This window comes from Rossellomorea sp. ABR4_012, from assembly GCF_056159545.1.
Genome location: NZ_JBSWVK010000001.1, coordinates 1640389 through 1661543, shown reverse-complemented (window position 1 = coordinate 1661543; position 21155 = coordinate 1640389). Strand labels below are relative to the sequence as shown.

27 protein-coding genes are annotated in these 21155 nt (G+C 42.1%); 5 read left to right on the top strand and 22 right to left on the bottom strand.

The genetic code is table 11. From position 1 onward, the window contains the following. Nucleotides 1-50: 50 nt before the first annotated feature. Nucleotides 51-683 (bottom strand): helix-hairpin-helix domain-containing protein, encoded by a 633-nt coding sequence (locus ACXAFV_RS08095; RefSeq protein ID WP_475125625.1) that lies wholly within the window; start codon nucleotides 681-683, stop codon nucleotides 51-53. Nucleotides 684-880: 197 nt separating this feature from the next. Here ACXAFV_RS08095 and comER point away from each other — a divergent pair, with 197 nt between their 5' ends. Further along, nucleotides 881-1699 (top strand): late competence protein ComER, encoded by an 819-nt coding sequence (gene comER / locus ACXAFV_RS08090; protein ID WP_475125624.1) that lies wholly within the window; start codon nucleotides 881-883, stop codon nucleotides 1697-1699. A 100-nt stretch (nucleotides 1700-1799) separates the two neighbouring features. Here the strand turns inward: comER and ACXAFV_RS08085 are convergent, their stop codons facing one another. The 8 genes from ACXAFV_RS08085 to ACXAFV_RS08050 are packed head-to-tail and all read right to left on the bottom strand — an operon-like array spanning nucleotide 1800 to nucleotide 6798. Continuing rightward, nucleotides 1800-2546 (bottom strand): class I SAM-dependent DNA methyltransferase, encoded by a 747-nt coding sequence (locus tag ACXAFV_RS08085; protein WP_475125622.1) that lies wholly within the window; start codon nucleotides 2544-2546, stop codon nucleotides 1800-1802. Continuing rightward, nucleotides 2546-2893 (bottom strand): ribosome silencing factor, encoded by a 348-nt coding sequence (gene rsfS / locus ACXAFV_RS08080; protein WP_475125621.1) that lies wholly within the window; start codon nucleotides 2891-2893, stop codon nucleotides 2546-2548. Before rsfS ends, ACXAFV_RS08085 begins: the two co-directional genes overlap by 1 nt. Before the next feature lie 4 nt (nucleotides 2894-2897). Further along, nucleotides 2898-3464: a bis(5'-nucleosyl)-tetraphosphatase (symmetrical) YqeK gene (gene yqeK, locus ACXAFV_RS08075; RefSeq protein ID WP_475125619.1), complete on the bottom strand. Its 567-nt coding sequence runs from the start codon at nucleotides 3462-3464 to the stop codon at nucleotides 2898-2900. Then, entirely contained in the window at nucleotides 3457-4026 is a 570-nt protein-coding gene (locus ACXAFV_RS08070) for a nicotinate-nucleotide adenylyltransferase (protein ID WP_475125618.1), read from the bottom strand. Before ACXAFV_RS08070 ends, yqeK begins: the two co-directional genes overlap by 8 nt. 13 nt (nucleotides 4027-4039) lie before the next feature. Next, nucleotides 4040-4333: a ribosome assembly RNA-binding protein YhbY gene (gene yhbY / locus ACXAFV_RS08065; RefSeq protein ID WP_475125616.1), complete on the bottom strand. Its 294-nt coding sequence runs from the start codon at nucleotides 4331-4333 to the stop codon at nucleotides 4040-4042. A gap of 2 nt (nucleotides 4334-4335) precedes the next feature. After that, nucleotides 4336-5169, bottom strand: a complete 834-nt coding sequence (gene aroE, locus ACXAFV_RS08060) for a shikimate dehydrogenase (protein WP_475125615.1) — start codon at nucleotides 5167-5169, stop codon at nucleotides 4336-4338. A 10-nt stretch (nucleotides 5170-5179) separates the two neighbouring features. Then, on the bottom strand, nucleotides 5180-6280 hold the full coding sequence (yqeH, locus tag ACXAFV_RS08055) for a ribosome biogenesis GTPase YqeH (RefSeq protein WP_475125613.1): 1101 nt from the start codon (nucleotides 6278-6280) through the stop codon (nucleotides 5180-5182). Continuing rightward, complete coding sequence (locus tag ACXAFV_RS08050; protein ID WP_475125612.1) at nucleotides 6277-6798, bottom strand: YqeG family HAD IIIA-type phosphatase; 522 nt, start codon at nucleotides 6796-6798, stop codon at nucleotides 6277-6279. Before ACXAFV_RS08050 ends, yqeH begins: the two co-directional genes overlap by 4 nt. A 383-nt stretch (nucleotides 6799-7181) precedes the next feature. Here ACXAFV_RS08050 and sda point away from each other — a divergent pair, with 383 nt between their 5' ends. Beyond that, nucleotides 7182-7322 carry a sporulation histidine kinase inhibitor Sda gene (gene sda / locus ACXAFV_RS08045; RefSeq protein WP_475125610.1) on the top strand — a complete coding sequence of 47 codons (141 nt, stop codon included), beginning with the start codon at nucleotides 7182-7184 and terminating at the stop codon, nucleotides 7320-7322. A 38-nt stretch (nucleotides 7323-7360) separates the two neighbouring features. On the opposite strand, the gene ACXAFV_RS08040 is transcribed toward sda, so the two are convergent. Next, nucleotides 7361-8143, bottom strand: coding sequence for a phosphatidylserine decarboxylase (locus ACXAFV_RS08040; protein ID WP_475125608.1), 783 nt, complete (start codon nucleotides 8141-8143; stop codon nucleotides 7361-7363). 170 nt (nucleotides 8144-8313) lie between these two features. Here ACXAFV_RS08040 and pssA point away from each other — a divergent pair, with 170 nt between their 5' ends. Continuing rightward, nucleotides 8314-8853: a CDP-diacylglycerol--serine O-phosphatidyltransferase gene (gene pssA / locus ACXAFV_RS08035; RefSeq protein ID WP_475125606.1), complete on the top strand. Its 540-nt coding sequence runs from the start codon at nucleotides 8314-8316 to the stop codon at nucleotides 8851-8853. A gap of 107 nt (nucleotides 8854-8960) precedes the next feature. Here pssA and ACXAFV_RS08030 read toward each other — a convergent pair whose 3' ends face one another. After that, nucleotides 8961-9098 carry a hypothetical protein gene (locus tag ACXAFV_RS08030; RefSeq protein WP_175990961.1) on the bottom strand — a complete coding sequence of 46 codons (138 nt, stop codon included), beginning with the start codon at nucleotides 9096-9098 and terminating at the stop codon, nucleotides 8961-8963. A 173-nt stretch (nucleotides 9099-9271) separates the two neighbouring features. Between ACXAFV_RS08030 and sigK the strand changes: the two genes are divergently transcribed. Beyond that, the gene (gene sigK / locus ACXAFV_RS08025; protein WP_475125605.1) at nucleotides 9272-9985 is read left to right on the top strand and encodes an RNA polymerase sporulation sigma factor SigK; all 714 of its coding nucleotides are present in this window, start codon (nucleotides 9272-9274) and stop codon (nucleotides 9983-9985) included. Nucleotides 9986-10540: 555 nt separating this feature from the next. Here sigK and ACXAFV_RS08020 read toward each other — a convergent pair. From ACXAFV_RS08020 to ACXAFV_RS07995, 6 genes are all read right to left on the bottom strand, one after another. Continuing rightward, nucleotides 10541-10681: a YrzI family small protein gene (locus ACXAFV_RS08020; RefSeq protein ID WP_475125603.1), complete on the bottom strand. Its 141-nt coding sequence runs from the start codon at nucleotides 10679-10681 to the stop codon at nucleotides 10541-10543. Between the two features lie 428 nt (nucleotides 10682-11109). Continuing rightward, entirely contained in the window at nucleotides 11110-11352 is a 243-nt protein-coding gene (locus tag ACXAFV_RS08015; protein ID WP_475125602.1) for a YrhC family protein, read from the bottom strand. Between the two features lie 111 nt (nucleotides 11353-11463). Next, nucleotides 11464-12600 (bottom strand): bifunctional cystathionine gamma-lyase/homocysteine desulfhydrase, encoded by a 1137-nt coding sequence (locus ACXAFV_RS08010; RefSeq protein WP_475125600.1) that lies wholly within the window; start codon nucleotides 12598-12600, stop codon nucleotides 11464-11466. A gap of 2 nt (nucleotides 12601-12602) precedes the next feature. Beyond that, entirely contained in the window at nucleotides 12603-13526 is a 924-nt protein-coding gene (locus ACXAFV_RS08005; protein ID WP_475125599.1) for a PLP-dependent cysteine synthase family protein, read from the bottom strand. A gap of 153 nt (nucleotides 13527-13679) precedes the next feature. Next, on the bottom strand, nucleotides 13680-14372 hold the full coding sequence (mtnN, locus tag ACXAFV_RS08000; protein WP_475125597.1) for a 5'-methylthioadenosine/S-adenosylhomocysteine nucleosidase: 693 nt from the start codon (nucleotides 14370-14372) through the stop codon (nucleotides 13680-13682). Nucleotides 14373-14386: 14 nt separating this feature from the next. Beyond that, complete coding sequence (locus tag ACXAFV_RS07995) at nucleotides 14387-15025, bottom strand: class I SAM-dependent methyltransferase (protein WP_475125596.1); 639 nt, start codon at nucleotides 15023-15025, stop codon at nucleotides 14387-14389. 199 nt (nucleotides 15026-15224) lie between these two features. On the opposite strand from ACXAFV_RS07995, the gene ACXAFV_RS07990 reads away from it, so the two are divergent. After that, complete coding sequence (locus ACXAFV_RS07990; RefSeq protein ID WP_475125594.1) at nucleotides 15225-15431, top strand: DUF2536 family protein; 207 nt, start codon at nucleotides 15225-15227, stop codon at nucleotides 15429-15431. A gap of 51 nt (nucleotides 15432-15482) precedes the next feature. On the opposite strand, the gene ACXAFV_RS07985 is transcribed toward ACXAFV_RS07990, so the two are convergent. From ACXAFV_RS07985 to ACXAFV_RS07965, 5 genes are all read right to left on the bottom strand, one after another. Further along, nucleotides 15483-16199, bottom strand: coding sequence for a YrrS family protein (locus ACXAFV_RS07985; protein ID WP_475125593.1), 717 nt, complete (start codon nucleotides 16197-16199; stop codon nucleotides 15483-15485). Nucleotides 16200-16313: 114 nt separating this feature from the next. Further along, a complete protein-coding gene (locus ACXAFV_RS07980) occupies nucleotides 16314-18059 on the bottom strand; it encodes a peptidoglycan D,D-transpeptidase FtsI family protein (RefSeq protein ID WP_475125591.1) in 1746 nt (581 codons plus the stop codon). A 497-nt stretch (nucleotides 18060-18556) separates the two neighbouring features. Further along, nucleotides 18557-19033, bottom strand: a complete 477-nt coding sequence (gene greA, locus ACXAFV_RS07975; RefSeq protein ID WP_475125590.1) for a transcription elongation factor GreA — start codon at nucleotides 19031-19033, stop codon at nucleotides 18557-18559. A 172-nt stretch (nucleotides 19034-19205) separates the two neighbouring features. Beyond that, a complete protein-coding gene (udk, locus tag ACXAFV_RS07970; RefSeq protein WP_475125588.1) occupies nucleotides 19206-19841 on the bottom strand; it encodes a uridine kinase in 636 nt (211 codons plus the stop codon). Nucleotides 19842-19846: 5 nt separating this feature from the next. Next, nucleotides 19847-21118: a peptidase U32 family protein gene (locus ACXAFV_RS07965; protein WP_475126096.1), complete on the bottom strand. Its 1272-nt coding sequence runs from the start codon at nucleotides 21116-21118 to the stop codon at nucleotides 19847-19849. Nucleotides 21119-21155: the final 37 nt, after the last annotated feature.

The window sequence follows — 21155 nt, the reverse complement described above, 5'->3', positions numbered from 1 at the left end:
ATGTTCATGTCTTTCTATAAGTGTATAAATAGTCTTGATGGTTCGTCAATTCATTGTACAAAAATATATTCCTTTAATTTTTCAAATGTCTTATCTCCGATTCCGGTAATGTTTTTGATGTCTTCGATTTTAGTAAAGGGACCGTTTTCTTCTCGGTACTGTACGAAAGTGGCGGCTTTTGCAGGTCCGATTCCCGGTAATGATTCGAACTCTTCCTCGGAAGCCTCATTCAGGTTGATTTTCTTTTCTTGAGAGGTGCTTTGATTTCCTTGAATGACTGGGACTGTCGAGGTTACCTCCCCTATTTCAGGAACATAGATAAGCATTTCATCCGTTACCTTAATGGCAAGATTAATGAGATTTCTGTCTGCTTGCGGAGTGAAGCCCCCAGCCTTGTCGATGACGAATTTCAATCTTTCTCCCTTTTTGACTTCATATAAACCCGGCTCCTTCACCTCTCCCTTTACATCAACATACACGCTTGTATTTTCTTCCTTCGCAGCCGGCAATTCTGATACTTCCTGTTCAATCGCCTTCGGCTCTTCAGCCTGGATACTCAGTGTTGTAAACTCCCCTTCTTCCGAATCTCCCTTAGAAAAATCCAGAAGATAGAATACTAATATAATCACAGCGAATGCCGCTATCAACAGGATACTTTTGTATTTTTCAACAATGGGATGCATGTTTGAAATTCACCTCGTTTGGAATATTCACTGGCGGTATTTCATAAGTTGTAGGAGAAAACTGTTTCTAATTGGCTATTGCATAATTTGATTCGTTCATCAGTTGATTGGAGCTAAAGCTATAATATCGATGACGAAGGCTTGCAGGGACTTCAACAGCGTTTATTGAAAAAATCGTAAAAGAAGGAGGGCTGCATATGAAAGTAGGTATAATCGGAACTGGAAATATGGGGAAAGTGATTATAGAAGCTTTTATTGAATCAAAAGCAATTTCTCCTTCCGACCTGAATATGACAAATAGGACATTAGAGAAAGCGAAGGAAATACAAGAAAAAAACGGCGGCCATGTCATGAATTCAAATGAAGAAGTCATAAAGTCTTCTGACATAGTGTTTGTTTGCGTGAAACCGCATGATGTTTATCGCGTCATAGAGGAAAATAAGGATTGCTTCACCAGGGATAAATGTGTAGTGTCCATAACGAGTCCAGTCAGTGTAGATCAATTGCAATCCATCATACCGTGTTCTTGTGCACGATTTATTCCAAGTATTACGAACCGTGCGCTTAGCGGGGTTTCACTGCTGACATTTGGAAGTCGTTGCTCTGAAGAGTGGAAACGGGAACTGACAATTCTTGCAAAACATGTGTCTGCTCCTGTCGTTATAGATGAGGATATCACAAGGGTTGCGTCTGACATCGTAAGCTGCGGGCCGGCATTCTTTAGTTATCTGACTCAGCGATTTATCAACGCGGCTGTCGAGGTGACTGAAATAGATCGAGAAACGGCAACGGTCCTGGCATCGGAAATGCTGGTCGGTTTGGGGGATTTATTGAAGAAAGACATTTACACATTACCTGCATTGCAAGAGAAAGTTTGTGTGAAAGGCGGTGTAACTGGTAAAGGCATCGCTGTAATGGAAAAGGAATTGGGAGAGGTATTTGAGAAGCTATTCCAAGCAACACAAGAGAAATTTGAAGATGATCTGACAGAAACCCGATCTCAATTTGGAGTCTAAATGGACTCCTTATTTTTATTTCGACACAAATAGCTAAACTCCTGCTTCTTTACAAAAACAAAACAAAAAAACCAGGGAGGTCACGATGGACTTCCTTGGTTTATTTTTTCCTGCATGTGAAGAAAATCCTTTCGCTGTCGTCTGATGGCGGCAATTCTGTAAAGTCTGCCGAAACTTCCAGCACCTCGAACCCTTCATGATCAAGCCATTCCGTAAGCTGTAAAACCGGATAGGTCCGCTGTTTATGAAGCTCCTCTACTTTTTGATACAAGTCGGTTCCTTCTTCCCGGACAAAGAAGGTAAGTTCATGTTCCACACTATTGGGAGCTTCACCCGGAAAACAATCCCATATATAGGATACGGTTTCATCGGTCAGCGTAAATGTCTGGTTCATGAAAATTTGCGACATTTTATACAAGGAATGCACGTCAAACAAAAAAAGTCCGTCCTGTTTTAAATGATTGTATACATGCCTGAACGTATTGATTACATCTTCTTCTTTTTCCAAGTAGTTGAGGGAATCGCAAAATATTGTAATCAGATCGTACTCTCTCTCCAGATCCAGCTGTGCCATATCTTGTTGAAAAAGGGACAGCTTGCTGTTTCTATCCTGGGCTTTTTGCTGAGCAATCATAAGCATATCTTCAGACAGATCGACTCCGGTTACCGCATAACCTTCCCCTGAAAGGCGTAAAGACAATTCCCCTGTGCCGCATGCAATATCAACAATGTCTTTCCCTTTTACAGCATAGGTTTCGGACTGGCGGTTGACAAAATCAAGCCAGCCGTCATAATTGACGTCCTGCATTAAATAGTCATAAACATAGGCAAAACGCTCATAACTCATTAAAGACTTTCGCTTACCTCAACGAATGAGGCATCTCCCCATAAACGCTCAAGGTTGTAATAACCTCTCTCATCCTTGTGGAAGACGTGAGCAACGATATCTCCAAGATCAACAAGAATCCATCTTGCCTGATCAAATCCTTCAAGACGTTTTACAGTATAGCCGTTCTCTTCTGCTTTGTCTTTCAGTTCACGCGCAATGGCCTGGACTTGCTTATCTGAGTTTCCGTGACAGATCAGAAAATAATCCGCAATCATTGACACACCTTTCATATCAAGTACAACTATATCCTCTGCGCGTTTGTCGTCCGCTGCTTTATAAGCTAATTCCAATAAACGTTGTTCCATATTTTCATCTCCTCTGTTCAAGTACCAGTTTATTATAAAACCTGAATGTGTCGGGATAGATTGCCTGGTTTTTTTTCATCAGAAACACGATGGTGTTCTGAAGTGCCTTTATTAATGCTTTATCAAGGGATTCCTTGGCTAACTCCCTCACTTCTTCCACTCCGGGGAAATGACGGTTCGGTTCTATATAATCAGCTAAATAGATCACTTTATCCAGGGTGGACATATCTTCGCATCCGGAAGTGTGATAACGTATGGCATCCAACACTTCTGTATCACAAATACCCGCTTCCCGTTCTACCAGGATCGCGCCTACAGGAGCATGCCAAAGCTCACTGTTATATTCTAATAAATCTTGTGACAAACCTTCAGATATGATCATCTGTTTCATTTCATTTTTATCCCGGAATTTTGCGTAATCATGAAAGATCGCCGCAGTTTCAGCTTTCTTGACATCAGCGCCATATTGACGGGCAAGCCCAATGGCCGTTTCCATTACACCGCACGTATGAATAAAGCGGTGTTCTGTCAAATGTTCTTTCACAGTCTCCAACGCTTTCTGTCTATCCATACAGCCTCTCCTCCTTTATGATTCGATACACCTCATCGGTCACCAAATAGCGGATCGATCTGTTTTCCTTTACGGACTCACGAATATAGGAGGAAGAAATGGCAAGATCGGGCACTTCCACATAGTGCACGTTATAAGGGGTTTCATGAGAATAAGCGGGCCTGTTCACCCCGATGAAATGCACCATGTCAATAAGCTCATCAATACGGAACCATTTTGGGAGATATTCAATCATATCCCCTCCGATTATGAAAGAGTAATCAATTTCGGGATCTCTCTCACTCAAGGCTTTGACAGTGTCGTACGTATATGAAGTGCCTTGCCTTTGAAGTTCAATTTTCTCTATCTGAAATTTAGGGTTTCCGTTAATTGCTCCCTCAAGCATCCTCAGCCGCTGTTCGGCGGATACAGTCTCATCATTCTTTTTATGAGGAGGGACATGGTTAGGAAGGAACCGTATTTCATCCAGCTGTGCTTTTTCCAGGACCTGTTGTGCTATGACAAGGTGGCCTATATGGGGAGGATTGAAGGTTCCTCCCAGAAGCCCTACTTTTTTCTTCATTTACCTTTCACCCTTATCTTGGCAGAGTGATTTGCTTATTTTCTTTCGACTCTTTGTAAAGTACGATCGTGCTGCCGATGACTTGCACAAGTTCAGCGCCTGTACCTTTCACAAGTGCTTCTGCCACTTCTGTTTTATCCCACTCACAGTTCTGAAGGACACTGATTTTCATCAGCTCCCTTTTCTCCAATGCTTCGTCAATCTGTTTGATCATATTTTCATTGACGCCGCCTTTTCCAACTTGAAAAATCGGCGATAGATGATGTGCTTCCGAACGTAAATATCTCTTTTGCTTACCTGTTAACATTGTTAACCTCCCAGTTGTTTTAAAACGATATTTTTCATCAGATCCGTATTAGGAGTGACCCGTGTCCATTTTGTAAATGCCAGCGCCCCTTGATATACAAACATATCGATTCCATTTTGAATGACTGCACCATGATGTTCAGCCTGTTTCAAAAAGGAAGTCTGAAGCGGATTATAAATGATATCACAGAACACCGCTCCCCTTTTTACCCTGCCAACTTTAAGAGGGGAATCATCAACTTTAGGGAACATACCGATCGATGTCGTCTGAATAACGATATCATATTGATGCAAATTCATCTCGGCTTCCTGCAGCTGGCAGTAATGCGACTCGATATCCACCGGACAAGAGTTGATCATGTCGACGGCCTTATCTTCCGAACGATTGGTAATATCGATTTTCCTTACTCCAAATGAAGCCAGCGTATAATAAATCGCCTTTGCGGCCCCGCCCGCTCCTATGATTAATACTAACTTACTAGATAAATCACCTGTTAATTCCTTCTTCAATCCTTCCACAAATCCTATGCCGTCTGTATTGTAGCCGATCAGTTTTCCTTCCCGGTTAACGATCGTATTCACAGCCCCAATAGAGGATGCCAAAGGATCTATTTCATCCAATAAAGGCATGACGGTCGTTTTGTGGGGAACCGTCACATTGATGCCCTTTAACCCGAGCGCCCTGATTCCTTTGATTGCATCAGGCAATTCATCGTTTGAGACATGAAACCTGCCATATGCCGCCCGGATCCCTGCATCCCGGAACGCTGCATTGTGCATGACAGGAGACATGGAGTGGGCAATCGGATATCCTATTACACCGTATAGATCATCCACTCTACCCCTCCTAAATCAATGATTTTCTTAAGAATACACTTACACCCTTCGGTACGTGGGCAGCAACACTGGCTCCCGGCTCATTCACTGTAATCCAGCCTAATCCAGAGAAAACGATATCCGTCTTAGCTTCTTTCACTTTAAATTCATGCTTTACAAGCTCAGGGAATGTCTCCATGTCCTCCCTGCGAGGAGGCTGCAGCAGCTCCCCTGCATGATTCTTATAAAGATCGTCGGCTTTCTCCAATTTCGTCCGATGAATCGTCAATTCATTAGAGAAGTACGCAGTAAACGCCTGACGTTCCCCTCTTAAAAAGTCGAACCGGGACAGACCTCCAAAGAATAATGTCTGTTCAGGATTCAGCTGGAACGTTCTCGGCTTGATTTCCTTTTTAGGGGTAATGATTTTCAAATCCTGCTTATCCACGAAATGAGCCATTTGATGATGGTTGATGATTCCCGGCGTATCGATGAGGGATTCATTGTCATCCAGCGGAATTTGGATCATATCCAAAGTGGTTCCTGGAAAATGGGAAGTCGTGATGACATCCTGTTCTCCGGAAACCTGCTTGATGATTCGGTTGATGAAGGTGGATTTCCCGACATTTGTACAGCCTACCACATATACATCTTTCCCATTGCGGTACTTCTCGATCGACCGGATCGCCTCTTCCACGCCCAACCCTTTAGCTGCACTCACCAACTGGACATCGATCGGCTTTAATCCCAATTGGCTCGCTTCATGCTTCATCCAGTGGATCATCTTGGAGTGCTTCACCGATTTCGGTAGTAAGTCAACTTTGTTCCCGATTAACAGGATCGGGTTGGATCCGACAAAACGATGAAGCCCAGGCAGCCAGCTTCCGTTAAAGTCAAAGATGTCCACTATTTTCACGATCAGCCCTTCTGAATTCCCTATTTCATTCAGGATCTTTAAAAAGTCGTCATCGGTCAGCGGAACGTCCTGAACCTCATTATAATGCTTCAGCCGGAAACATCTTTGACAGATGATTTCTTCTTTCTGCAATGCGGAAGGCGGGGCATAACCGATGCCTTCTTTATTTTCTGTCTGAATCCCTACACCACAGCCTACACAAACTACTTCACTCACTTCTTTTCCTCCCACTCAAGCAATCCTTTCCGCTTGAAAAACTTCATGATTCTTCTTTCGACTTTCCGGTTAAACTTTGTTATGAATCCGTCAGATTGAGCTACTGGAACAACCAGGATCGTATGAAAACCATTTCTGTTTCCGCCAAGTACGTCCGTCAAAAGCTGATCCCCGATCACAACTGCTTCTTCCCTCTTCACACCCATTTGTTTAATGGCACGTCTGAAAGCACGTCCCATCGGTTTCCGTGCCTGGAAAATGAATGGCACGCCAAGAGGATCAGAAAATGCCCCGACTCGTTTTTGATTATTATTCGAAACGATCGTCACAAGAATTCCATGTTCCTGCATTTCTTTAAACCATTGGATCAACTTAGGCGTCGCATTGGGCCTGTCCCATTCAACAAGTGTATTATCCAAATCTGTAATGATCGCTTTTATTCCTTTTTCCTTTAAGTACTCCGGACGGATACTGAATATGTCCTGAACCTGTTCATCAGGTAAAAAATGCTTTAACACCGTCTATACACCTCATATTTCTATATCATTTATAACGTACTATAACCTTAATTAAATCAATGATAACCAATTTTACTTGCAGATTCAAAATAAACCATATAATATGGGTCCGGTCAATGAATATTACAACTATTCATAAATATTTTTCGACAAATTTCCCGGCTCCTCACTGCTGTGGATAACCTTATTCACATTATTCCCATAATAAAGTTAGGTAATTTTACCAGTTGTATACAATTTAATCACAACTTATCCACCGATAACTGTGGATAAAGGAACGCTTGTTCTGAAAAAATATATTTGGTAAAGTTTAATTACTACTTCATAACTTACTAACGATATGTTTCAAAATAAAAATATATAACGATCTGGAGGTGAAATTAATGAGGAAATTATCGGACGAGCTGTTGTTGGATTCTTATTACAAAGCATGCCATTTAAAACTTAACTCTGAGTTCATTCGCCTCATCGAAATGGAAATTCACCGTCGGTCACTATCACATCGCATAAAGGCTTCTTCCTAAATAAGAAAACGGACGGATCAGGTATCCGTCCTCTTTTTTTATCCATTGAACTTCCCTATCATTTCTCCCATTTTCACTTCACGCGGAACAGCTTTACCTGAAGAGAACCGGAAGCGGTCTTTTTCAAATAGAAGAATGACTGTTGATCCGAATGTGAAATAAGCCACTTCTTCTCCCTGCTTCCAGGAATTGCGTTCGGTTACATATTCAATGCTGTTTACGAACATAGCTCCCACTTTGACGACTGACACTTTCCCAAGCTGATGCTGGAGCTCAGTAATCTCACGATAATTTTTAGAGAGAGCAGCCTTGCCATACAACAGTCCTAAGTCATTCACCGGATACGAATGCCTCCCCAGTGACCACCTATCCAGAACAGTCCCATCGATAGGGCTGTGGATGCGATGATAATTCGCCGGACTTAAATAAAAGACAGCAAATTCTCCTCCAATATAAGATGAAGCTTTTTCTCTAGTTCCTAACATTTCAAGAACAGAATAAGCTTTCCCTTTCACCCTGATTTCAAGGTCGTCAGATATTGTGCCAGTTTCGGCAAGCAGCCCGTCTACGGGACTTACAGCATCATTTTCTCCATAATGGATCACTCTCGCATCCTCTTTCAGCTTTCTGATGAAGAAGTCATGGAGTGTCCGATATTCCTTTATACTTCCTTCAAGTTCGTTTACATCGATCTCGAATGTCCGGATGAAGCTTGAAATAAACGGCATACTCAAACGGGACTGCACAAATTTTTTCAATATAAAAGATGACCATTTTTTATTTGTCAGTTCAATACATAAACGATAGATAGATTGTTTCACATTGACCCTTTCCCTTCGTTAACAAACGATTACCTTTCGCAATTTAATAAGTATATAATAAATTATCATTATATACTATATGGAAAGGGATTTTTATCTGCAGGAATTCATTTTCTAACTGAAACTAGCATAAGGATTTGTAAAATGGATTTAGAGGAGGTGAATGCATTTTGTTACTCTCCGATGTCGTTGACCATACTGTAAGAAAGTTAAAATCACAAACCGCCAATCTCTTGACATTAACTAATCTGTCCCTCGGAGGATTCAGTATTCTTGCAACTCTTCACAATCAATTGAATCTAAGTCTGCTCCTCATCTTCATCGCTGCATTAACAGACCGGTTTGATGGAATGGCCGCGAGAAAACTGAATATAGAATCGGACCTCGGGAAACAGCTGGATTCGATGAGTGATATCATTTCTTTCGGCGTGGCCCCTGCCTTGCTGATCTATACAGCTATTTTAGATGAATTCTCTTTTCCGGGAATGTTTTTCACGATTTTCTATATCGGATGCGGTGCCTTCCGGCTTGCTCGCTTTAATATTTCTGATAATACAGGGTATTTTACCGGGCTGCCCATAACCGCTGCAGGCTGTCTATTAACATTGAGCTACTTAGCCATTCCATATATACCTAGTGAATTGGTATTATTCTTTACTATCATTTTATCTTTATTGATGATCAGTTCGTTTACGTTGAAAAAGGTGTAAACAGAAGGACCGGCGACAATGATCGCCGGTCCTTCCTGAAGTTCTGAGCAAGCCGCCTCCGCTTTTCTTTTGTCCAGCTCCGCCGGCTAGAGGTTAGAGGTTTTCTTTTAACAGTTGTTGTAGTACCACCAGCCACCGAATAGGAAGAGCAGGATCAAGAGGACAACTGCCAGTGCAAAGTAGAACCCTCCGCCGCCGTAATACGGGGGGTAATAATAGGGATAACCAGGATAACCATATGGCATAAGATTACCTCCTTACTTACTTATTATGATTAATATATGTGTCCCGCAGAGCTTCTGTATGGGCAATCACCCTCTATATTTGGCCAAATGGCCTGTATACTTTTTAGGGACGTGCAAGGACTCGCTTCCTGATTCATATGCTTCTAGTATAAGTCCTTCATGGAGGTGTAAATATGTCTGGCGTTCTAACAGCACTGGGGTATTTCTTCAAGGAATTAATATTTCTCGTCTCTTATGTAAAAAACAACGCGTTTCCTCAACCCTTATCGGCAGCAGATGAAAAAAAGTATTTACGCAGGATGGCTGATGGCGATGACCATGCACGAAATCTGCTGATCGAGCACAATTTACGTCTAGTTGCGCACATCGTGAAAAAATTTGAGAATACAGGCGAAGACCCAGAAGATTTAATTTCCATTGGGACCATAGGCTTGATAAAGGCGATCGAAAGCTATTCGGAAGGAAAAGGAACAAAGCTTGCAACCTATGCGGCAAGATGCATCGAGAACGAAATCCTTATGCATCTCCGCGCGCTTAAGAAGACCAAAAAAGACGTTTCTTTACATGATCCGATCGGTCAGGATAAAGAAGGAAATGAAATAAGTCTGATCGATATTTTAAAATCAGAAACAGACGATGTCATCGATACGATACAATTGAGTATGGAGCTCGAGAAAGTCCGTAAATATATCTGCGTGTTGGATGAACGGGAGAAAGAAGTCATCGTCGGCCGTTTTGGGCTGGATTTAAAAGAAGAAAAGACACAAAGGGAAATTGCCAAAGAACTGGGTATATCCCGAAGCTATGTCTCACGAATAGAAAAACGGGCGCTCATGAAAATGTTTCACGAGTTCTACCGTGAAGAAAAAGAAAAAAGAAATATGTGAGCGGATGGCATTCACAATGGAAAGACAAGAATTCAATTATTTTAAAAAAGCGACCCGGATGGATCGCTTTTTTGATTTTCTAACCCTATTCCACACTGACTTCAGCAGCAATGATCAAACCAATGACAGATGTTAAGACAAGACCCATTATCATGGAAAACATCTCATTCACTCCTTTTTTGAATCATGAATCAACTTTCCTTCTTACTATTAATGTATCACTTTTGCCTCGGAATTCCCGGGGCATTCGTGAACAACTCTTTACTAATAAATGACAGAATTGTGACCGGATTCGCCTTATCCTGCCTAGTTCTGTTAACGAGAAAAAAGGGATGCCCCGCTTTAAAGAGGCATCCCTTTTGATCATCTGTCATTTTTTTTCTTTTTCTTATGAAAGACAGCTGTCCATACTAAAATATTCAGAAACAATTCTTCCACCTTCTTTCGACTATCTAGGCAGAATCCTTCTCTACCCATAACGCATTTCGTCTCTTCTCCTGTATATTCATCATCGTTTCATTCTCCTCTCCTTATTTGCTTGCATGATCATCAAAATTAATAGATGTTTGTTGTAAATTGCTGCCTCGTTTTCGTTTGTTCATATTGCTTCATCACGCTGCAGTTATGTTCTGCTTCCTCAAACGATTCTTGTTTCTTTTTAAACGTAACCGTCATGAATAAAAGATTCAGTGTCATACTTATCACCCCTTTCAAAGCCTTTTTCAGGCATTAAAAAACCGCACAGAGATTTCTTCCCCGAGCGGCACAAAAAAGCCGCAGGCAAGCACATTCTCCCCGCGGCTTCATTAAAATTTCAATTCAGAATTTAAATGAAAATCATCCCACTGGTGGTCGAATGGTTAAAATAATATTCTGTTGTTGTTCCTGAGTTCAATGCAGCAATGATCATTTTTTTCGACCTCCTTTTTAGTGTGATTTTTTCTTACATTGGTTAGTATATCCAATTATCCATGAATTGTAAACATTTTATTCTCTACAAATTTCGATTCTTTCCAATGCTTTATCATCTTATTCCGGATTGCAACATGTGAGACGGCAAATAATCTATTTTCGTGAAGAATGGGTGACATAAAAAAATGGACCCTGAGGAAGGGCCCATTTTTTTATTCATCCGCAGATTGCAGAGCTTTTTTATATTTTATCGCTTTCGTAAAAAAGACGAGTGAAAGTCCAAGTAAAATTACTGTCCCTGACATGAGGGTCATCATCTTGACCGGTGTCACGGTTTCGGAAGGGATCACAACACCCAGGTACATAAACACACTCAGGGCTAAAAGCGTGAATCCAAACCGCTTGAAGTCATTGATTTTATGCTGTAAATTCTTCTTATTTAGTGTCTGCTTCATCGTGCAATCACCTACTTTTGAACTAGTAACCTCTTATTCTATGGTAACATAAGAAGGTATGCAGCCTTCCATGTAATTGATACCAGTTCTTCCAATAGGCAGTGAACTCATTTAGTGTGATAAGGCTCTTTCAAGGTCTTCAATAAGATCTTCTGCATCCTCTAGGCCGACCGAGATTCTCACCAGGCCATCCGTGATTCCCAATTCGATTCGGCGTTCCCTCGGGATCGAAGCATGTGTCATACGTGCTGGCACGGATATCAGGCTCTCGACCGCTCCAAGGCTTTCCGCTAATGTGAAATACTTTGTGCTGGTCAGGAGGCGGTCTGCGTTTTCTTCACTTCCCACATCGAAAGATACCATACCGCCGAATCCGGCAGCCTGCTTTTTCGCGACGGCATGATGAGGATGAGTTTCCAGGCCTGGATAATAGACCTTTGAAACCTTCGGATGCTTCGTCAGGTAGTCTACAATTTTCTTCGTGTTCTCTTCATGCTCTTCCATTCTGAGTCCGAGCGTTTTGATCCCTCTGATCAAGAGCCATGAATCCTGCGGTCCCAATACGCCTCCGGTGGAATTCTGAACAAAGAACAAGTCCTCGGCCAATTCTTCGGAATTGACTACAACGAGACCTGCCACTACGTCACTGTGCCCTCCAATGTATTTTGTAGCACTATGAAGCACGATATCAGCCCCAAGGCTTAACGGGTTCTGCCAATACGGGGTACTGAACGTATTATCAACGATCGTTAATAGATTGTAATTCTTGGCAAGCGTTGCAGCTGCTTCAATATCAGTTAGCTTCAGTAAAGGATTTGTTGGTGTTTCAATATAAACCGCTTTAGTATTCGGTTTGATCGCTTTTTCGATATTTTCAATATCACTGGAATCTACGAATGTCGACTCGATACCAAGGCGGTTTAATACTTTCGTCATCACTCTGTAAGTACCGCCGTATACATCATCCGTAAGCACGACATGATCCCCGCTGTCAAACATCATCATCACGGCTGTAATGGCTGCCATACCGGATCCGAACGCAAACCCTTTCTTTCCGCCTTCAAGATCCTTGATCAGTTCTTCAAGGGCGTGTCTTGTCGGGTTCCCTGAACGGGAGTACTCAAATCCTTTATGTTTACCTACTTCATCCTGTTTATATGTGCTTACTTGATAGATTGGTGTAGAAACCGCTCCTGTTTGCGGATCAAGCCCTACTCCTCCGTGGATTAGCTGTGTTTTCTTTTTCATGATCAGATTCCTCCTTCATAAATTTTCTTACTTAAGTAACGCTCGCTCGAGTCAGGAAAGATGGTTAAGATATTGCTTCCGGACTCTGCTCTTTCTGCTTCAATCAAGGCCGCGTGCAGCGCTGCACCAGATGAACTTCCCACCAGCAGCCCTTCCTGTACCGCGAGTTCTTTCACTCTTCTGAATGCATCAGCATCGGTAACGGTATGAATCGCATCAAAGTATGACGCATCCATATAATCCGGCAGGAATTCCATACCGATTCCTTCGGTTTTGTGGGGTCCTGACACTCCTCCATTCAAGATCGAGCCTTCGGGTTCCACGATGACGGTCTTGATTTTCGGATTCATTTCTTTAAGATACCTGGAAGTTCCCATGAATGTACCGCCTGTTCCTGCGCCTGCGACAAAGCTATGGATTTGTCCGTCCATTTGCTTCCATACCTCAGGACCCAATGTCTTATAGTAAGTGGCAGGATTGGCTTCATTTTCAAATTGACCTGGATAATACGAGTTATCGATTTGATCCGATAGCTCTTTCGCTTTTGCAATGGCTCCTTTCATCCCAAGTTCAGTGGGTGTATGGATGATTTCAGCTCCCAAAGCTTCCATCAAATCCTGCTTTTCGATGCTGAATTTTTCAGGTACACAAAAGATCACTTTATATCCCGAATTCACAGCGGCCAATGCCAAGCCGATTCCTGTATTTCCTGCAGTCGGTTCTATGAAAACTCCGCCCCGTTTGATTTTTCCCGTTCCTTCTGCCTCTTTCAGTAATTCGATGCCCAGCCGGTCCTTGATGCTTCCGCCGGGATTGAAGAATTCCAGTTTGGCAAATAGACGGACACCTTTTTTTATTGGAAAATGCGTAAGCTCTATAACAGGAGTGTTGCCTATCAGCTCATGTACACTTTTATATACATCCATTACCCTGCCCCCTTTTTCCAAAAATGAATAAAAGCTGACCTTTGCACACCTTCTCCTCACGATCAGTCCACGGAAGCCATTAGCGGTTTTGCTACAGCTTCCTTAGAACGAAAGAGAATACTTGGCGCTTGGGTCAGCTTTTTTCTCTATACTTTATACGGATTCTACAATGTTCATAACCATTTTAGCAGAGTGCAGGGCTGCTTTTTCCAGGTATTGCTCGAAGGAAACGTCTGATTCCTTTCCTGCGATATCTGATAAAGAGCGGATGATCACAAATGGGACATTGAATTGGTGTGCTACCTGCGCGATTGCAGCTGCTTCCATTTCAACGGCCTGTAACCCTGTGAACTTATCCCGAATCGCTTCTACCCGTGCAGGATCATTCATGAATGAGTCTCCAGTTGCAATTAACCCTGATACGACCTGGGCATCTCCCAGTTCCCTGACACTGTCTACTGCTGCCTTCTTCAGTTTCTCATCTGCTGTAAATGCAGCAGGTAATTGAGGTACCTGACCGTATTCATATCCAAAAGCAGTCACATCAACATCATGATGGCGCACTTCTGTTGAAATGACGACATCACCTACATTCAATGAAGGATCGAATCCTCCAGCTGACCCTGTATTGATGATGGCATCCGGCTTGAAGTGCTGTAACAATACGGCTGTAGACATAGCTGCGTTTACCTTTCCGATTCCTGAACGAAGAAGAATCACTTCTTTACCTTTCATCGTCCCGCTTGTATATTCACACCCGGCAATTGTTACTGTTTGCGGATTTGAAATATTTTCTCTCAGTAATGCTACTTCTTCTTCCATTGCTCCAATGATGGCGATTCTCACATTAAAACCTCTTTCTATTGTTTAGTCGCCTCCATAATCCAGACAAAGTTGTTCATCTGCCGAAATTCAACGGAAAACCCCTCTTCAGTCAATAACCTTTGGAGTACTTCCAGAGTCGTATAATATTCCCGTTTTAAATCTTCTGCAAGATTCAGAAAGCCTTTATCCGTTGCTTGATCTATGGCGGCTTGATAATGCTGTTCCGTTTCAAACATCGTATCAGCAAATACTATTTTACCACCTTGAGCAAGCAAGTTTCCATATATGCCAAAGGCTTTTCCTTTTTCTTCGTCTGTTAAATGGTGAAAAGCATAGGTACTGACAATGGTATCAACATCATCATCCAAATTAAATTCAAGAAAATCACCGTCTAAAAACGGGACTTTATCCCCCAGCTTCTGCTGCCCGATGAGTCTCATCTCGGGGGAAGGTTCATACGGGATGACGTTCAACCCTGCTTCATAGAGCCTAACTGTCAGATTTCCCGTGCCAGGTCCGAATTCCACGACTTTTCCATTAGATCGGGAAACGACCTCCTCCAGGATGTCTTCATATTTTTCAAAGACTTCCTTATACTCTTCATCTTTACCGGCGACCGTATCATCGTATGAATCTGCCCAGTCTTCGAACAAATCCAAGAATTCTCTTCCCATCCTAAGCACCCCAGTTTTAAATTAAGTTTATAATTCCTATCAATATACTATGAATTAATTTTAAAACTGTTATTAAAGTATCATATTACTTTTATAAATTCAACAAATAAAATTTGTAAAAATACCGTTTGACCACTAAAATGAGAGAGGAGCAGTTTGAATTGACGTGTTATTTCATTCATATATAGGAGGACGAAGGATGAATATCTCATTCGATTTAATCCAGGACAAAGTGGAGTTTTTTGAAGCAGATCGATTACAAACCCTTGAGAAAAAGGTAGAGGAGCAAATCGAGCATAATAAAGCGATCATGCTCGGCGTGCATCACGTACAGCATCAGGTCGCCATTGATGAAAATGGAAGAAAACTATTTACAGCCGTCGTCCATTTCAAGGTGAATAAATAAAAATAAAATAAAAAAAAGCTCCGGTCACACTCGCCGGAGCTTTCTCAATTCTTAATCTTTATCATTTTCTATCAGTTCTTCAACCTTTGTCGGCTGCCATCCTTGTCCGTCGATCCATTGAAGATATACCCGATAGGCTGTAGAACCGCCTTTCTCGGTCACTGTACCAATGGATTTTTGCGGACCGCCGTTTCCTTCGATGAACCACACTGTCATGTTATCCTGAGGGATGCCGGTTGCGTAAGATAGTGCTTTCTCTTTTTCCTGCCAGTCGGGACTGCCCATGTCATATGAAGACACATGCTCACCTGACTGCTGTGTTCCGACAGGCTCCCAATCTGGGTGCACGATCGTTCTCTTCACATTTGGCCCCCCGCTTTCCTCTATCTGGGCATTGCTGTCATCGAGTGCAACAGATTCCTTTTCCTCTGGTGCATCTTCTTTCTCTTCTTCTTTGGCTTTATCTTTTTCTTCTTGTTCTTTCATCTTATCTTTTTCTTCTGATTCAGATGATTCTTCTTCCATAGAAACAGAGTTTTCTTCATTTTTTTGTTTACTATCGTTATCACGATCCGCACTATTATCACTTGTATTTTTATCGCTGTTTTCAACCTCTGTTGATGCATTTTCTTTATCAGTTCCGTTACCGGTCAGAATCGTTGCGCCTACCACAACGATCAAGAGAACAACAACAGCGATCGCTATGTTTAACACTGTATTGGTTTTACTTTTAGAGCGTCGGTCTAATCGAGATTTATATTTCGCCATAAGATTCCCTCCCATTATCCTAAACATTTTAACATGATAGAGGAATAAGAATAAAGCGAAACATATACCATTTTCTAATTGTCAGGATGATTGGTCCAATCGGAACGGGAGATATTACTCATTCTCAAGCTTATAAACAGCGTCCACACTATCTTTGAAAATCGGGTAAATGCCACCTTCACTGAGGAGTACATCCAGATTGACAGCCACCAAGGCGTATTTAGGATCTTCAAATGGAAAATATCCTGCAAACCATTTATTGTACAGTTCCTTGTCTTCAAGCTTTTTTCCTGTTTGGGCGGTTCCGGTTTTACCTGCAATTGTATAAAGGGCTGTGTCTAAATAAGGGGCGGTCCCTTCAGGAGAGTTGACGACTCCCCTTAAATACTGCTGCAGTTTCATCGCCGTGAAAGGGGAAATCTTATCTCCTTCCATTTTCTTTTTAGGAAAAGTAAACATGCTTGTCCCGTTTTGATAATCAATGGAGGTTGCAGAACTGACCATGAATTTCTCCCCTCCCCTGGCGATGGTCGCCATCATATTGGCCATACCGAGCGGGGTGACTCTGACTTCCTTCTGCCCTATTCCTGTTTGAGAGATATAGTTGGGATCTTTACGTTCATCGTCCGAAACAAAAATTCTTCCCTCACTCACTTGCAGCTGAGAAAAATCTTCATAATGAAAGACGTTTCCCTTCCATGTGATGTCACCTAATAAACCAAGCTTCCCTGCATATTGTTCAAGGGAATTGGGATCTTTTTCCACAAGTTCTTTTGCCAGATCAGCGAAGGTCCTGTTACAGCTGACTGCGATACTCGTTTTGATATTTATCATGCCATGCGGCTTTTCAGCCGGGGTCCCACGAATGCTTTCATCACAATTAAACATGCGAGATTCATCCACGATTCCTTCATCCATGGCGGCTGCCGCGACGACTGTTTTGAAAACAGAACCGGGCGCCAATGCTTTCAGCATATAATTGGTTGCTCCTCCGCTGAATGGATCACTATTGTTAACCGCGGGGCGCGACACATTGGCAAGTATGTGACTATTTTCAATATCCAAGAGCAGCAAGCCGCCTTTTTCAATATTGTACTGGTCTGCCACCTTTTCCAATGCCTCCTGCATTTCTGTATCAATCGTCGTTTTGACATTGAGAGGATAAAACGGATTGGCAGGTGCGAGATACTTAACATCCGCACCGAATAACGGTCCTCCGATTCCATCTACATGATAGATCAGCTTTGACTGCTCTTCAGATATCAGCCATTCATCAAAGATCTCCTGCATCCCTGTCACACCTATCTTCTGGTGCACCCCTTTTACTCTGTCAGGGTAGCGTTCATGAAATTCTTCCGCGTTTTCCCCGGTTATTCCTATCAGCTGGGAAGCAGGGACTTGTTCATTTTTAAATTTTCTTGTAACCGCAAATACTCCTTGGATTTTCAATGCATTTATCTCATTCATCTGTTCATCCGATAGCTGATACGCCTCTTTGCCTCCGAATACAATCGGGCCTTTTGCACGTTCGAGCTTAGTTTCAATGATTTCAGGGGTGACATGAATGATGCGCGCCACATCATCAACCGGCCACTCCATTCTTTTTAAAAAAGGAAATAACACCAGTACATTTTTTTCTCGGAACGTAAGCGGCTTCCCATTCCGGTCCAAAAACTGCCCCCTGCCCTCATCAATGACGAGCTGCTGTGTGCGTTGTACCACACTTTCCTCAATCAGATTGATCTTATGCTTTGAGAACGATTCTGCTTGGAATAATTGAAGCTGCATCAATCTGGCGGATAACAATATGAGTCCGATAAGCAGCAGGATGCCAAGCAACCCGACTCGTTTCCGTATCATTCCTCTTCACCTCGTATACATTGTTGACGAGATTTTAGAGTTCTAACCGTTTCAAGGGCTTCTATGATTGTGTAAAAGTACGGGATCTATTAGAAAACCGGTCAGTCGATAAGAAGGTTGCAAGGGACGCTGACTCTGTTATTTAGAATCATTCTTAAAGGACCATAAATCTGGAAAATGGAGCGTGTTTTTTGTCGAATGGATCATAAAAACTTGGAATGGAGCGTATTTTTCCAAAATGGATCATAAATTCGCGAAATGAATCATATTTACATTCTCACTCAAACAATCTGATGAAATCTCCACGGCAATCATTCATATAGAGCGTTTCGTATTGAAAATCATGCAATCCCGGCATATTAAAGATGGTAAAAAGGCTATTTTCATAATGAAAGTCTCTTTAGGAACTTCCTACAGGATGTAGGAAGGAAAATAGCATCGCAAAAAAAAGAAAGAAACCCTAAAAAGAGTTTCTTTCTCATAATCAAGATGAATAATTAGCTTACTTCTACAATCTTCACATTCATTTCCCCGCCCGGAGTCTGAACTGTTACTTTCGCTCCGACTTTGTGGCCGAGGAGGCTTTTCGCGATTGGAGAATCATTGGAGATTTTCCCTTCGAATGGATCTGCTTCTGCACTTCCGACGATTGTGTATGATTCTTCGTCTCCATCAGGCAGCTCCACGAACGTTACTTTCTTACCTAATTGAACTGTATCTGAATTCATGTCATCTTCCTGGATGATCTTAGCGTTGCGAATCATATTTTCTAATGTAGAGATACGGCCTTCGACGAATGCCTGCTCGTCTTTCGCTGCATCATACTCAGAGTTCTCGGATAAATCCCCGAAGCTTCTGGCGATCTTGATGCGTTCCACTACTTCCTTACGTTTAACTGTTTTAAGATTCTCTAATTCTTTCTCTAATTTTTCTTTACCCTCTAATGTCATCGGGTATACTTTTTCTGTACTCATGACCCTCTTCACTCCTTAACTGTCTTAAAGCTTCCCAGGCTTTTTATGTAGTCCTTCATTTTGCTTGAAAATGTAAAGGCAGGGAATGAAGGGAAAGACTCTTCTCCTCCATTCCCCGGTTCCGTTACATTGATGGGAATTTAACCTATATATGTTTATCTATGTTATCGTATTACAAAAATGACTTTTGTTCAAGAATTGTTTGAATTTTTGTTACCATTAAATCAATTGCCACGTGATTATGGCCGCCTTCAGGGATAATCACATCCGAGTATCGTTTCGTCGGTTCTATGAATTGATTATGCATCGGGCGCACCACTGTGATGTATTGATCTATCACTGAGTCGATTGAACGTCCTCTTTCTTTAATATCACGGAGCATCCTTCTGATGATGCGAAGATCTGCATCTGTATCCACATAAAGCTTGATATCCATTAAGTTGCGCAATCTTTCATCTTCTAATACTAAAATTCCTTCTAAAATGATGACATCCTTTGGTTCTACCAAAATAGTCTCATCAGAACGTGTGTGCATTTTATAATCATACACAGGCTTCTCAACCGACTGATGGTTAAGAAGTTCGTTTAAATGCTCTATAAGCAGATCATTGTCGAATGCCAAAGGATGATCGTAATTGGTTTTCAAACGTTCCTCAAAAGGCAGATGTGATTGATCTTTATAATAATAATCCTGTTGCAGCATTAAAATCGAGTGTCCCTGGAATTGCTCATAAATAGCTTTCGTTACACTAGTTTTTCCAGATCCGGATCCTCCTGCTACACCTATAACAACCGGTTTATGTTTCATATCTTTTATGTGTTCTCCTTTCGCATCATGTTGTCAGGGTAGACTCTCTGATCAACTTTGAACTTTACGATTTGCAAGGGATGGCGCGCCACGTCAAGTTCATTTCCTTTTTCATCCCAAATCTGTCCGATCACTTGTGTGAAATTAGAGATCTCTGGTCCGAAGAATTCCACTTCCTGGCCAGACTTGAAATGATTTCGCTGCTGCAATGTGACCATTCCAGTATCTTCATCATAATCAAGCACAAGTCCAACGAATTCAAAATTCGTGTTCTTTTTAGTGTGAACGCCGAACATTTGCTCCTTAAACCCTGGGACCCCTTCAAAGAATGCAGAAGCGGCCTCTCGGTTGGCGCATTTTTCAAGTTCTTCAAGCCATTCTTTCCTGATATTGAAATTGTCCGGATCTTTACAGTATTCATCAATGACTTTGCGGTACACACTTACAACTGTTGCAACATAATGAATCGATTTCATGCGTCCTTCGATTTTAAGGCTGTCGATTCCGAGTTCGATCATTCTTGGAATCGATTCAACGAGCTTCAAGTCTTTCGGACTCATGGCAAAAGGAGCATCATTTTCACTGTATAGAGCTTGTTCATCACCGTCTTCAAGCTGATAGAGATCATAATCCCAGCGGCATGATTGACAGCAGCCGCCACGGTTTGAGTCACGTGCAGTCATATGGTTGCTTAGTGTACAGCGGCCGGAATAAGCGATGCACATAGCCCCATGAATGAACGTCTCAATTTCAATATCGACTTTTTCCTTCATCTCACGAATTTCTTCACCGCTCGTTTCTCGAGCCAAGACAACACGGTCTAGGCCTTCTTCTTTCCAGAACTGAACTGCTTTCCAATTGGAAAGGCTTTGCTGTGTACTTAAATGAACCTCGACCTTCGGGGCAACTCGTCTGCAGGTCTCGATAATCAATGGGTCTGCTACAATGATTCCTGCAATCCCTGCTTCCTGAAGACCCATTAAATACTCTTCCAGACCATCCATGTTCTCATTATGGGCAAAGATATTTGTGGTTACATAGATCTTCGCACCATACTTCCGGGCGAACTCCACGCCCTCTTTCATTTCTTCCAATGTGAAATTGCCTGCGTTTGAACGCAGCCCAAATTCCTGTCCGCCTATATAAACTGCATCTGCACCATAGTGCACTGCTATTTTCAATTTTTCAAGGTTACCGGCAGGAGCCAATAACTCAGGCTTCTTCACGATAACACGTTTACCGTCAACAACGTTAGAGATAAGGTCTTTAACAACCATGGTCAACGTAACTCCTCCGTTCTTATCATCTTTCTTT